We start from the raw sequence: 12614 nt of genomic DNA on the forward strand, positions 1-12614 counted from the left end.
GAGTATAGCATAAAACACCATAAAATAATACTAAATTTCTCTTACAATAAAGGGGGGATACAGGCCAAACAGGCCATTCAAGGGGCCGCCCCCCTGCCTCCAGCGTATTCCAGAACTTCCAGTAACCATCACTATCATTCCGCGGATTTGTCCGCTATAATGAACCTCGTAATGCAAGGACGGATTTTCGGCCACAGACAAAACCACATATCAAAAAGGAGAGATTCAATATTATGAAAAAACAGACAAAAGTTCTGGCTGTATTATCCACTGCAATGCTGATGGCAGCAGTAACCCCTAACTTCTTCCCAACTACTTCTACCGCTTACGCTAAAAGCGCGGGATGGTCAGAGGAAAACGGGAACTGGTATTACTACGATTCTTACGGCGATGCCGTAACCGATACCTGGAAGAAGTCCGGAGATGACTGGTATTACCTGGATTCAGACGGTATACGCGCCACCAACATGCAGATTGATGAGTATTACGTAGGAGAAGACGGAAAACGTGTCAGCATGAAATGGGTTTCCGTAGAAAACGAAGATTTCTGGAATGAAGAAGACGCTCAGGAGTATCTGTATTATTATTACGGAAGGGACGGCAAGGCCCTGACCTCCAAATGGGCATCCATTAACAACCAGTGGTACTATTTCAATGAGGACGGCATCATGCAGACCGGTTCCATCACAGTTGACGGCTACAACTACTATTTAGGCGAAGACGGCAGCAGGAAGACCGGCTGGGTTCTTCTGGAAGATGAAACCGATGATCCTGAGATCCTTGAATCCTGGTACTATTTTGACAACACAGGAAAACGCATTGAAAATGAAGTGGACAAAAAGATAGAAGGCGACTACTACACATTTGTTGACGGCCGCATGCAGACAGGCTGGTTCAAGCTCCCTGCATCTGCGGAAACCGCAGATGAGGCACAGGCAACCCCTTCCGAGGCAACTCCTGCGCAGACAGAGGCAACCGTAGCCGGATATCAGTACTATGATGAGGACGGCAAGCGCGCCGATGGCTGGAGAACCATTGAAGGTGTTGAAGGCATCAGCGAGGAAGCAGAGCTTTACCGCTTCTACTTTAAGAAGGGAAAACCTTACCACGCAACCAAGGGTCTTGAGCTGTTCAGCGTTGACTCTAAAAAGTATGCGTTCAATACAAAGGGTGAAATGCAGACCGGCAAGCAGGTTGTAAATATTGAAAATGACGCCATTGCCAACTTCTACTTTGATGAAGAAGGCGTGATGAAGACCGGTAAGCAGGTAATCTACGATGAGGATTTAGGCGAGACACAGAACTGGTATTTCCACACAGACGGCTCCAGAAAGGGCCAGGGATACCACGGCATCAAGGACAACGTGCTGTATGTATACGGCCTGCGTCAGGAAGCTGACAAAGATCTGCGCTTTGCACCTGTTACCTTAGACGATAAGCAGTACCTTGTAAATGCAAACGGTACCGTACAGAAGGCAGGATCCTCCTCCAAGTCCAATGCAAAACCGGAACTTGGCAATGGATTCAAAGACTTCAAAGATGAAAATGAAAAGATCTGGACAGTAAACACCGAAGGTGTGATCCAGTAATAAACCATTCTGCCATCATCCGTTCAGATTATCAGGCAGAGTGATATACACGGCAGACTAGCCAAATAGTCTGCCGTTTTTTTGTGCATTGTGCCGAAATTACAAGAAAGTTACAAAAAATAGACATATTTTCGCTTCTGAAACGTTATTTATATTATGAGTACTTATCAGGAGAGGACATTATGAGAGAGTTAGCTGTTTTTTATTGCCCCAAATGCGGACACTACGCATATTACCAGACCTCCCGACATCCCCAGTGCCCCAAGTGCGGGTGCGCGGAGGCCATGAACATGGTGCGGATGCACTATACGGAATTTATGAGAATGTCCTGTGATGAACGGGACGAATACCTTTCAAAGGAGATACTGAGGACCAACCCATCCCTGGTGGAACGGTTGACCGAGCCCCACAAGCGCTACAACAGCAGGGAGATCATTGCTGAGATGAACAATGTGATCATGAACCTGGACACAGAGAACAAAATACTCAATGACACAGTGAAATGGATGCACGATACCATATGGGATCTGATCCATGAGCGCAGGCATCTTCTCAGAGATGAGGCCGCGGCCACTGACATTTCCCCTGAACAGGAGGAAGCCGAAGGGCAGGAACATGTCTGTATACGGGAGATCATGCAGGATAAAGCCTGAAAATATAATTTTCTATATCTTTTGTGCAAATAGTGCGGTATAATAACATATATAGCAACTAATTTGTGCACTTTATATGTTTCAGGTTGGAAAGGAGTGGAACTATGAGCCATAAGATCATTACCATAGCCCGTCAGTTCGGAAGCGGAGGACATGAGGTAGCCCAAAGGCTGTCAGACCTTCTGGGGATTCCCCTCTATGACAGGAACCTGGTGGAGATGGCCGCTGAAAAGATGGGACATTCCCCTGTCAGCGTGGAAAAGGTTGACGAATCCGCCCTCTCCACCTTTCTGGCTAATTATCAGATACCCAAGGAGCCCAATTCCGTTACCGGGTACGGGCTGTCCCTGAACGACAGCACCTATGTAACACAGACCATTATCATTGAGGCCCTGGCCAGAAAGGGCCCGTGCGTGATCGTGGGACGGTGCGGTGATTATGTGCTGCGCAATTACCCGGATCTGGTCGATGTCTTTATCTGCGCCTCCATGGACGACAGGGTCCGCCGCATTATGGAGCGCTATAACTTTACGGAAAAGGACGCTGTCAACGCCATCAAATCCACGGACCGGCGCAGGAAAAACTATTATGAAAACTATACCAAGCACAAATGGGGCAGCATCGATTCCCACCAGATGCTTCTCAACATAAGCAAGCTGGGAATGGACCAGACCATACGGATCATAAAAGGAATTTATGAGTCAGACTAAGAATTCTTTCCATATGGCAAAAGAGCAGGACATGCTGACCACATGCCCTGCTCTTTTCCGGATTCTGTAACCTGCCTGTTACCCGGGCCGCTTACCCGGACCGCTTACCGGGGCCGAAACCTACATTCCTGCGAACTGGTTCTTAACCTTCTGGATCTTCTGCTGTTCAGCCTGTTCTGTCTGATACCATCCGCGTGCGGACATCTGCTTGTAGATATCATCCTGCAGACACAGACTGTCATTTAACGCCTGATTAAATGTCTGATGCACATTGGTTGTGGAAGACTCAATTGTGCCGTGAACATACAGGTCACATACGCCTTTCTCTGTAAGGAGAAGGTTCTCCATGATACACTTGTCATCCATTGCTTTCTCCTCCTTATACGAGATTGTAGAAATTATCAAAAATCTGCTGGTGCTTCTGTTCCATCTGCTGTACCTGATTCTTAAGGGCAGGATCCTGCAGGTTCTGGATCGCTTCCTGGCACTGTGTCTTCAAAAATTTTTCATGGCCTAAAGCGTCTTCAATATAGTCTAATTCCTTGGGACTCATAGATTATCACCTCCAAAGTTAGTATGCATCCGATTTAACCCGGATATGCACGGTTCCCGGAAATGAATTATAAATAGCGATGGTAACGATGCTTTGTGCCTGAATCAATTTTTGCTCATAGTTTGTTCACCCGGACCAATCATCTCTGCCTGCCTATTTTCTCACTGTATGCCTCATACTGCCTCTGGGCGTTCTCTTTAAAGGGCGCGCTGACCGTAAACTCCTCGCCGTCAAACAGCGTCACCATCCTGACGCTGAATTTTGCCACAAAACGGAGATTGACGGCGTACGACTTATGCAGCCGAATAAATCCCGCCTGCTCCATGTTAATTTTGGAAAAAAGATTTTCAATGGTGGAATAACAATGATATGTATGTGTGGCTGTTACGATTTTAACCCGCCGGTTATCGCCCTCAAAGTAATGGATATCCTTCAGAGGAACCCTGTACACGGTCCTGCTGGACTTAAATTCAAAAATACCTGAATCCCCCTGTATCCTGTCACATGCCTTAAAAAACACCTGCTGGAATTCCTCTGGTTTAAATGGTTTTTTGAGAAAATGAAAGGGCTGGAACTGAAACAGCTCCAGTGCGTATTCATCCCCATATCCGGACATATATACGATCATGCTGGTGTCATTGCCAAGCTCTTCCCTTATAAACCGGCTCAGCTCAATGCCGCTGCAGTCTTTCATAACAATATCCAAAAATATAAGGTCAAAATACCGTTCCCTGAGAGCTTTCTCAAATTCCCTCCCTGTGTTAAAGACCTCTACTTCCAGTTTTCTTTTTTCTTTCCATTTTTTTATATAATCTTCCAGTTGGCTGCACAACTGGATATCATCATCACAAACCGCTATATGTATCATATATCTGTCCCCGTACTGCAATTTTTTTCTATGATATTTTACACCCCCCTGTCTAAATTTGTCTATAAATGTTGAAAACAGTCTGTTTAATGTAGAAATTTATATTGGCGCCCGGGAAATATGAAGCCTGGCCCGGATCTGACTTTTTAAGCCAGCCCAGCCCAGGGCATATTACGCGGACGCCAATTTAGTTTCTGGTCCATTCCTTATTATGATATATTGTAACAGTTCAGGACAGCGGGAAAATGGGCGCAAAAGCGGGTAACCTGGTGGTTCCCATCATCCGCCCAAGGTGACATCCTGGGCCGAGTACCACTTAATTGCGTCCTCCACATGCTGACGCCTGAAATCCGGCCAGTAATCATCCACCACATATATGTCGGAATAAACCGACTGCACCGGGAGAAAGCCTGACAGCCTCCTTCTGCCGCCCCAGCGGATGATCAGGTCAATACGCGACACATCTGCGGTCTTAAGCCCCGGCCCGATGGAAGCCGGCCGGCTGATTGCCGGTTCACCGGATGTCCTTGGCCCTGGTTTGAAACCCAGGTCCCACTCCCAGCTGTAATTTACCAGGAAATTGATCTTCATTCCCCCCGCCCCAAAGTCCTGTCTGGTGGTATAGGGAAGAAGCTCCGGCGGGAACATATCCGATTGGGTATTGCCCAATACCAGCAGGCTTGCATCCTCCTTTGACAATTCCCCGACAGCTGCAACACATGCCTTTGTAAACGCCTGGCGCTGAGTTGTGGGGCGTTTCGTGTTATCCACTGTAAAACCGTAAAAGGACATTTCCTCAATGCCCAGTTCACGGCACATATAATACAGGGTCATTCCCGGGGAAATGCCGTGACTGTATCCATCCGCCTTTTCCATCCCCCGGTTCTGTGCCCATCTTCTGTTTCCGTCCGGTATGATTCCAATATGTTTCGGTATTCTCATTATCTCTCCTCCAGGCTCCGGCCTGCATCTGATGCCGGTAATATATGGAAAGTATGGGCTTTTCCGGAAGACCTATACCTGGTCTATGCCTGTTTGCAGATGAAAATGCCACGTAACCGCTGTAAACAGCTGCCAATAACCACAAAAAACACATTACTCCGGTAGAATATCATCCGGCCTGTCTGTTATGATATTGTCTGCCCTGGCTTTTTTGCACTTATCTACAGAGTACTGGTCATTAATGGTCCAGGCGATCACTTCCTTGCCTAGTCCATGGATCCGGTTCACGGTGTCCGGCTCGATCAGTTCAATACTCAGGACAAAGTTGTCAGCGCTGGTGTAGATCTCAGGCTGAGGTATGGGCTGGGATGAGATAAGGCCGGTCTCCAGGGACGGCTCAAATATCTTAACCATCTGCAGGCAGCCATAATTAAAGGATGTTATCATGCACTCCTGAAGCATTTCCCTCTGGCGTATCATTTCTACCATCTGCGGGATCAATTCCAGGGATTGTCCCTCTCTATATTTAATCTCTATATTGAGTTTGATCTTTCCGCGGCAGTAATCCAGCACTTCAGACAGGGTTGGAATGGATGTCCCCTGAAAATCGGGCCCCAGACGGCTGCCCACATCCAGGCTGCGGATCTCATCATACGTAAGATCCCTGACCTTGTAGGGAACTCCAGCCACGCGCATCAGGTTCTCATCATGAAGGACCACCAGGACCCCGTCCTTTGTCTGGTTGATATCCAGCTCGATCCAGTCCGCTCCGCTCTCGATCGCGGCTTTAAATGCCGGGATCGTATTCTCCGGAGCCTGGGAAACATCTCCCCTGTGGGCCGTGATCTCCACATCCTGGTCCCAGTTTTCCTCCGCAAAAGCAAAGCCGGGGCTGGCCAGCACTAACATCAGGCCGCACAGGAGCGCGGCCGGCAGCGGTGCCATTTTCATGATGAAGGGTACTGGAAAATGGGTGCGCCCGGCGTTGGCTGATGGGTGACGGCGGTTTTTACTTACTCTCTCTTGATTCATTCTGTCTTGCCTCATTCTGTCTTGTTTTATTCTGTCTTGTGTTATTCTGTCCTACTGCAGGAACGGATGTCTTTTATCCTTCACTTACCACTGAAGCTCCATCTGTCCGTCATCGCTGTGTCTAAAAACGGATTTCATTACCCGCTGTGTTATCTTCTCTTCTCCGTTCAACCTGCCAATCAAAAGAGGCGAGTCCGGATCATGCTGTCTTCTGTTCTCCTGTACCTGAGGCGGATTCAGATTGGCATAGCAGTATCTGCAAAAATGGGCGCAGGTATGGTAAGTGCCAATGTCCACGCTTTTAACACACCCGCAGGTTTCCCTCTGTGTATCATCCTTTTTTACATCCAGCTCCCGTCCTGTTATCCGTGAGATCAGGCGGTCGTCAATACATTTTCCCTTTTGTATGCCATATTCCGAAAGATCCATTGCCTCTGAACATGTCTGCAGCCCTATTTTGTACTGTTTTGCTATGGGGCCAAGCAGGGATGCCAGCAAACGTATATCCCCGGCTCCCATATCATAGACTCCCATGTGCTCCATACTCTTTTTAATCCTGGCATACATGTCAATAAAGCTGATCACACAGGTCTGCGTGTACCCGCTTAAGCTTTTACACAGCTGCTCAAACCACCGGCAATGGTATTCCACATTATAAATCCCTCCCAGCAAAATGGGATCATATCTCCAGATTACCCGCTCAGCCCCAATGCGCCGTGAAAGTGTTCTGAAGGTCTCCACCAGCTCCCGCTTATCAGGAAGTCCCGGTTCCATGTCCTGGCCGTAGGCAGTCAGGGTAAATTGGAAATAATAGGGATACCCCATGGTATCCAGGATTGAAAGCCTGTCCATCATGGGGCCGGGGTTCTTGGTCCAGAACACGAAGCAGTCCACAGTATCCCTGCTCAGCTTCAGTTCACTGACCTGTTTTGGGTTCATGGGATTCCTTACATACAGGTAATTCTCTACCAGGCGATTATAAAACCACTCCGCATAAAATGCCGGAATATCTGTTCTTCTGCTTGCACTGACTATCATTTTATCATCTCATTCCGTATTCTGCTCATATCCTTTGTTCCCGGATATTCTTTTCATTCTATCACAGGAACCACATAAAGTCATCTCTGTGTACATCAGGTAAATTTTCCCTTTTTTCGTTTACTCTGCATTGATAAAAGGCGATCCAAATAAACCGACTTAAACTGCTTGCTGGCCATGGCCTGCTTGATAGGCGGAAGGTCCAAGATGGCGCTGAACAGGGCGGCCATTGCCCTGTGGTTGGCAAATGCCTGGTTATCAAAAACAAGATTCTGCAGCGTTCCCTTCTCAATGGCCTGGAGAACAAACCGGTGGGTGCTGTTCACAGGCGTAATAATCTGCTCCGGGCGCCTCTTAAGCTCAATGGCTTTTATATTGCAGTTTCTGGCACATACACCGCACCCCAGACAGATGTCCCTGTCCAGAACCGCTTTCTTGCGTCCATCCCCATTCTCCTTCATGGAAATAGCCAGAACAGGACAGACCTTGGCGCACTTGCCGCAGCCCACACACTTCTCATCTGAGATCTCAGGGATATAATTGGTGGTTGCCACAGGCTGCATGGGGCTAAAATGCCTGGCTGCCTGAAGGGCCTCACAGCAGCATCCGCAGCAATTACAGATAAAAGCAGGGTGTTCACGGACATTTTCCCCAATCTGCACCAGATTGCTGTCATAGGAGCGCTCAAGGGCATCCAGCGCCTCCTCCTTGGAGATAAGCCTTGCATAATCTCCATGCTCCGCCAGTGAACGGGCCACATTGTCAAAGGTCAGGCATACGTCCCATGGCGCGTCAATCTCGCAGGGATGGCCCGCGTGATACATCTTATGGCGGCAATAGCACAGGCCAAGGCCTATATATTCAGCCTCCTCCACAATATGGGTCGCCCTCTCATAGTCCAGGATATGATTCATCTTATCATTGGTCAGCACCGGTTCCTGGACAAAAACACGGCCCAGCTTTGTCTCCGTGGCATAAAACAGATCCTTAATAAAATCCTCTTCCACGTTCATATACTGGTAATACAGCTCGCTAAGATATTTCTGGTCAATGTCTCCCCTGGTCCGCATCAAAGCAAACTCTATGAATCCGGCCATTGGCGGCGGCATAACAAACTGTCTGACACCGTTGTGCCAGGAGTCAACCAGCAGAGCCTTGTCACAGAGATGATCCAGCAGGCGTTCCGCTTTATACTCTGATGTCTGCCATATCTTTGCCGCCTTCTTAACTGTAAATGGACGGACGGGAAGCAAAGCAACCCACTTGGCTTCCTTTTCCGAGTAAAGCACCTGCAGGATCTTATATAGTGTCTCTGACACCGGAGCGCCCTGGGTGAACCAGTTGATGCGGTCACCGAGGGATTTGTAGGCGTCACGGGTGGTTAGGTGTCCCATAAATTATCCTCCTCTTAATTGATGTGTGCGATCGGAATCTCCCGGTACTCCGATTTGCGAGATGATTTTTTTGTCAGTTGCGCATAAATTCATGAGGCGTACACGGTGTGTATGTTGAATCAATTTGTGTGCGACTGGTGAGAAATCAGACGCAAAAATTAGTGCCGGGGAGACTCCGAGAGTACATGATTTCTGCTTTCTATCTATTTAATAGGGCGGCTCCATTAAATAACAGAGCCACCTTTGCTTTTATGTTCCATTAAATTATCGCCCGGCTTTTTGGTAGTATTCATTCGCCCTCTGTTCTTATACGATACCATACCAGGTATCAACCTACTTATTACCATTATAGTATACATTTGCTGGGATGTAATCTTAATTTTTCAATAGAATATCGGACTATTTTCTTTCATATTAATTTAATATTTTTGCACAATGGGTCAAATGATTCTGATGATGCGGTACTGGCATCGAGGATGCATGCTTTTGAAACAGCTTAGGGTGTATGGTTGTATGGCGGGCTGCAACAGACAATTTTCAGGAGACAATTTTCTTTCCCGCAAGAAATGGACATTTCCTCAGAAATACTGTAAAATAAAAACAGCAACCAATGATTCACCAAGCAACGTATCATTTATGAAAAGGAGGATTTCAGTGAACAAAAAAATAATTGCAATCATGGCTTTAGCTGCATGTCTCACATTGGGAGGCATCTTCTCCGCCTATGGCCAGGAGAACACCATTACCTCGGTCTCCTTAAGCTTTTCCTGGGACAAGGCCCCCAAGGGAGGCGATATTGTAGGCAGCATTACAGCAAGCTCCAGCAGCAGCCAATTCAAAGTAGAAGGCACGGAATATGTAAAAGATGACGACACCTGGATTTTCGGGGAACGGCCCGTGGCTGAGGTGGAACTCTCTGCCAGGGAAGGTTATAAATTCTCCAATATTGAGAGAAGTGATTTCAGTCTGTCCGGATGCAGCGCTCAGTACAAGGAGTCTCACATAGAATCAGATGGCGTTACCCTGATCCTTCAGGTTTATCTTCCCGAGATCTCCGGCAATCTGCCCGGCACCACTGCAACCAGCTGGAACGGCGACACGGCCCTGTGGGATTCAGTGGATGGCTCAGAACAGTATGAGGTAAAACTGTACAGGGACAAGCGTCTCCTGGCAACTGTGACCACCAAAGAAAATTCATATGATTTCAGTTCCTATATTAATACTGAGGGCAGCTATACCTTCAATGTCCGCGCCCTTGGCACCTACAGCACCGAAGCCAGCGGATGGTCCTCTGATTCTGATGCCAAAGTTCTCAACCGCGAGAATGCCTGGACCAGGGACAACGGAGAATGGCAGAAAACATCTGCCGGATGGCGCTTCGCTTATAAGGATGGAACCTTTGCAACTGACTGTTGGAGGGTGATCAATGATACGTGGTACTATTTTAATTATAGGGGATACATGGAATCAGACTGCTATGTGAAATCAGATGCCCTTGAAATGTATTACTGGCTTGGAAGCGATGGGGCCTGGATGCCGGAGTGGGATACGGGGACGCCGGATCGGGGGAGTTATCGGGTGGTGCAGTAGAGGGGGCGAAAAATGGACCTGTTGATAGCCAAAAATCCAAACGTAGCAAACTCGCTCGGCATAGGGAGAATACCTCCTCGCTGCTATGACATAATCTAACGCGCATGGTAAAAGCTGCATGATTTCGGATTATAACGATTCGATTTTACTAGATTTCCAGTTCTTATTGTTGTAAACCAAGAAAAAAGTGATTTTGTCAACAGGTCCTTTTTAACCTGTCTCAGGAGATAGCTCTCTGGAACCATAGAATCTATGATAAAAATTACCATCTAAATTTGCCCAGTATGTTTTCCCATCATAAAAATGGCCTCCCGCAATTGATATGATAATTATATCATACAGAAGGTCATTTTTCTTTAGTTTGTTAACAGGTCCATTTCTTCACCCACTCCATAACTGTACTTTCCATGTAATCACTCCATGTGATGTTTATAGCACTTTAATACTGCATGTTCAACCGAGTCTGGAAAGAGACTATTTAGCGCTTACATTTTTCAGGCTTTTCCCTCTGCTTTATGGTAAAATTCAAAAAATCTTAAACTCCAAAAAATCAATAATACTCTCTTGCATCTTTTTTTCTATCCTTGCCGCTGCTTCCATATCTCCAGCACTCACTGACATATACACTTTTATCTTGGGCTCCGTTCCTGATGGACGTATCACAGCAGAGCAGTGATCCGCTAAAAGGAACTTTAACACATTGGATTTTGGCAATCCATCCAATCCCTTGGAATAATCCATACAATCCACGACCTTTATTCCACCAATATTATCTATGCCCTCCCTCATAAATGCCATAATCTCCTGCATTCGTTTAAATCCAGCCGCTCCCTCAAATTCAAAAGTGTGTAGTGTATTTAGGCAATATCCATATGTTCTGTATAATTCCTGCATCTTTTCCCATAGCCCTATTCCTTTGGATTTATAATATGCAAACATCTCGCAAATTAACAACGCTCCTCCCACTGCATCCTTGTCTCTTACATAGGAACCACTTAAATATCCATAGCTCTCTTCAAAGCCAAAGATAAACCGTTCTCCTTGTCCCTTTGATTCCAGTAAGCCAATCTGCTCACCAATATATTTAAAACCAGTTAAAACGTTTTTTGTGCTTACACCATAATGTTGCGCAATTCTTTCTGCCATATCAATTGTTACAATTGTCTTGAAGAATACCGGTCTCTCCGGCATCGTTCCATTAGCGTTCCTTCTGCTGCAAATATAATCCAACAACAGCATTCCTGTCTCATTTCCGCTCAAAAGTACATACTTACCATCTGCGTCCTTTACCGCAATCCCAATACGATCACAATCCGGATCTGTTGCAAGCAAAAGATCTGCATTATATTTCCTTGCATACCCAATCCCCAAGGACATAGCATCTTGAATCTCTGGATTTGGATACGGGCAAGTGGGGAAATGTCCATCCGGCTGTTCCTGCTCTTTCACTACTATTATATTGGTGAAACCACTTTCGTTCAGTGTCCGCAGTACTGGCTCCAGTCCTGTGCCATTCAACGGAGAATAAACAATAGACACATTCTTATCCACCACATCATTTGATCCTAATACGCTTTGGCTCTTTACTGCCTCTATAAATCCTGTGACAATTTCAGGCACAATGTAATTGATACTACCCGCTGCAATTGACTCATCAAAGTCAGACCTGCATATGCCCTCAAATATATCGATTGCCTCAATCTCATCCAATATCTCAGATGCCACCACAGTAGTGATTTGGCATCCGTCCGGACCATATACTTTATAACCATTATACTGTGCCGGATTGTGAGAGGCAGTTATCATAATACCCGCTGCACATTTCAACTGCCTCACAGCAAATGACAGACACGGGGTGGGCATTAGCCTATCATATATATATACCCGAATTCCATTTCCCACAAAAACCTCTGATGCAATCCTTGCAAACAGCTTCGACTTAATCCTCGAATCATAGCTTATCGCAATGGAAGCTGTTTTATATCCCTGCTTATTTACGTATCTGGCCAGTCCCTGGGATGCCCTCGCAACTGTGTGAATATTCATTCGGTTTGTTCCTGCTCCAATTACTCCCCTTAGTCCACCAGTACCAAATTCCAAATTACGGTAAAATGCATCCTCAATCTTCTCATAGTCATCAGCAATATTATTTAGTTCCTCTTTAATCTCCGAATCCTCCGCTGCCCTATCTACCCAACGGTGGTATTCTTTCATAATCATTTCCGAATTCATTATCTTGTCCTTT

Annotated in this window: 12 protein-coding genes; 4 read left to right on the plus strand and 8 right to left on the minus strand. The window is 46.5% G+C overall.

Annotated features, from left to right (window positions below):
• Window positions 1-233 precede the first annotated feature (233 nt).
• From HMPREF9469_RS26290 to HMPREF9469_RS26300, 3 genes are all read left to right on the plus strand, one after another.
• Entirely contained in the window at window positions 234-1589 is a 1356-nt protein-coding gene (locus HMPREF9469_RS26290) for a PspC-like choline-binding domain-containing protein (RefSeq protein WP_007869408.1), read from the plus strand.
• Window positions 1590-1771: 182 nt separating this feature from the next.
• Window positions 1772-2242 (plus strand): hypothetical protein, encoded by a 471-nt coding sequence (locus tag HMPREF9469_RS26295; RefSeq protein WP_007869410.1) that lies wholly within the window; start codon window positions 1772-1774, stop codon window positions 2240-2242.
• A 104-nt stretch (window positions 2243-2346) separates the two neighbouring features.
• A complete protein-coding gene (locus tag HMPREF9469_RS26300; RefSeq protein WP_007869411.1) occupies window positions 2347-2952 on the plus strand; it encodes a cytidylate kinase-like family protein in 606 nt (201 codons plus the stop codon).
• A 120-nt stretch (window positions 2953-3072) separates the two neighbouring features.
• Here the strand turns inward: HMPREF9469_RS26300 and HMPREF9469_RS26305 are convergent, their stop codons facing one another.
• From HMPREF9469_RS26305 to HMPREF9469_RS26330, 7 genes are all read right to left on the minus strand, one after another.
• Window positions 3073-3318, minus strand: coding sequence for a spore coat protein (locus HMPREF9469_RS26305; RefSeq protein ID WP_007869412.1), 246 nt, complete (start codon window positions 3316-3318; stop codon window positions 3073-3075).
• Between the two features lie 13 nt (window positions 3319-3331).
• Window positions 3332-3505 (minus strand): hypothetical protein, encoded by a 174-nt coding sequence (locus HMPREF9469_RS32535; protein ID WP_007869413.1) that lies wholly within the window; start codon window positions 3503-3505, stop codon window positions 3332-3334.
• Between the two features lie 139 nt (window positions 3506-3644).
• Window positions 3645-4373 (minus strand): LytR/AlgR family response regulator transcription factor, encoded by a 729-nt coding sequence (locus HMPREF9469_RS26310; protein WP_007869414.1) that lies wholly within the window; start codon window positions 4371-4373, stop codon window positions 3645-3647.
• Between the two features lie 279 nt (window positions 4374-4652).
• On the minus strand, window positions 4653-5315 hold the full coding sequence (locus HMPREF9469_RS26315; protein WP_007869415.1) for an undecaprenyl diphosphate synthase family protein: 663 nt from the start codon (window positions 5313-5315) through the stop codon (window positions 4653-4655).
• Window positions 5316-5468: 153 nt separating this feature from the next.
• Window positions 5469-6347, minus strand: a complete 879-nt coding sequence (locus tag HMPREF9469_RS26320; protein WP_007869416.1) for a glycerophosphodiester phosphodiesterase — start codon at window positions 6345-6347, stop codon at window positions 5469-5471.
• A gap of 84 nt (window positions 6348-6431) precedes the next feature.
• Window positions 6432-7385, minus strand: coding sequence for a DUF1848 domain-containing protein (locus tag HMPREF9469_RS26325; RefSeq protein ID WP_007869417.1), 954 nt, complete (start codon window positions 7383-7385; stop codon window positions 6432-6434).
• A 95-nt stretch (window positions 7386-7480) separates the two neighbouring features.
• Complete coding sequence (locus tag HMPREF9469_RS26330) at window positions 7481-8779, minus strand: 4Fe-4S dicluster domain-containing protein (RefSeq protein ID WP_007869418.1); 1299 nt, start codon at window positions 8777-8779, stop codon at window positions 7481-7483.
• 654 nt (window positions 8780-9433) lie between these two features.
• Here HMPREF9469_RS26330 and HMPREF9469_RS26335 point away from each other — a divergent pair.
• Entirely contained in the window at window positions 9434-10369 is a 936-nt protein-coding gene (locus tag HMPREF9469_RS26335; protein WP_007869419.1) for a hypothetical protein, read from the plus strand.
• A gap of 525 nt (window positions 10370-10894) precedes the next feature.
• On the opposite strand, the gene HMPREF9469_RS26340 is transcribed toward HMPREF9469_RS26335, so the two are convergent.
• Window positions 10895-12601 (minus strand): phospho-sugar mutase, encoded by a 1707-nt coding sequence (locus HMPREF9469_RS26340; protein WP_007869420.1) that lies wholly within the window; start codon window positions 12599-12601, stop codon window positions 10895-10897.
• Window positions 12602-12614: the final 13 nt, after the last annotated feature.

It is taken from the genome of [Clostridium] citroniae WAL-17108 (genome assembly GCF_000233455.1).
GTDB classification, from domain to species: Bacteria; Bacillota; Clostridia; order Lachnospirales; family Lachnospiraceae; genus Enterocloster; species Enterocloster citroniae.

What these genes read in the sequence shown, in the direction of transcription:
- HMPREF9469_RS26320 (WP_007869416.1), bottom strand. Translation starts at nt 6,347, where the DNA reads ATGAATCAAGAGAGAGTAAGTAAAAACCGCCGTCACCCATCAGCCAAC.
- HMPREF9469_RS26310 (WP_007869414.1), bottom strand. Translation starts at nt 4,373, where the DNA reads ATGATACATATAGCGGTTTGTGATGATGATATCCAGTTGTGCAGCCAA.
- HMPREF9469_RS26305 (WP_007869412.1), bottom strand. Translation starts at nt 3,318, where the DNA reads ATGGATGACAAGTGTATCATGGAGAACCTTCTCCTTACAGAGAAAGGC.
- HMPREF9469_RS26295 (WP_007869410.1), top strand. Translation starts at nt 1,772, where the DNA reads ATGAGAGAGTTAGCTGTTTTTTATTGCCCCAAATGCGGACACTACGCA.
- HMPREF9469_RS26290 (WP_007869408.1), top strand. Translation starts at nt 234, where the DNA reads ATGAAAAAACAGACAAAAGTTCTGGCTGTATTATCCACTGCAATGCTG.
- HMPREF9469_RS26340 (WP_007869420.1), bottom strand. Translation starts at nt 12,601, where the DNA reads ATGAATTCGGAAATGATTATGAAAGAATACCACCGTTGGGTAGATAGG.
- HMPREF9469_RS26300 (WP_007869411.1), top strand. Translation starts at nt 2,347, where the DNA reads ATGAGCCATAAGATCATTACCATAGCCCGTCAGTTCGGAAGCGGAGGA.
- HMPREF9469_RS26315 (WP_007869415.1), bottom strand. Translation starts at nt 5,315, where the DNA reads ATGAGAATACCGAAACATATTGGAATCATACCGGACGGAAACAGAAGA.
- HMPREF9469_RS32535 (WP_007869413.1), bottom strand. Translation starts at nt 3,505, where the DNA reads ATGAGTCCCAAGGAATTAGACTATATTGAAGACGCTTTAGGCCATGAA.
- HMPREF9469_RS26325 (WP_007869417.1), bottom strand. Translation starts at nt 7,385, where the DNA reads ATGATAGTCAGTGCAAGCAGAAGAACAGATATTCCGGCATTTTATGCG.
- HMPREF9469_RS26330 (WP_007869418.1), bottom strand. Translation starts at nt 8,779, where the DNA reads ATGGGACACCTAACCACCCGTGACGCCTACAAATCCCTCGGTGACCGC.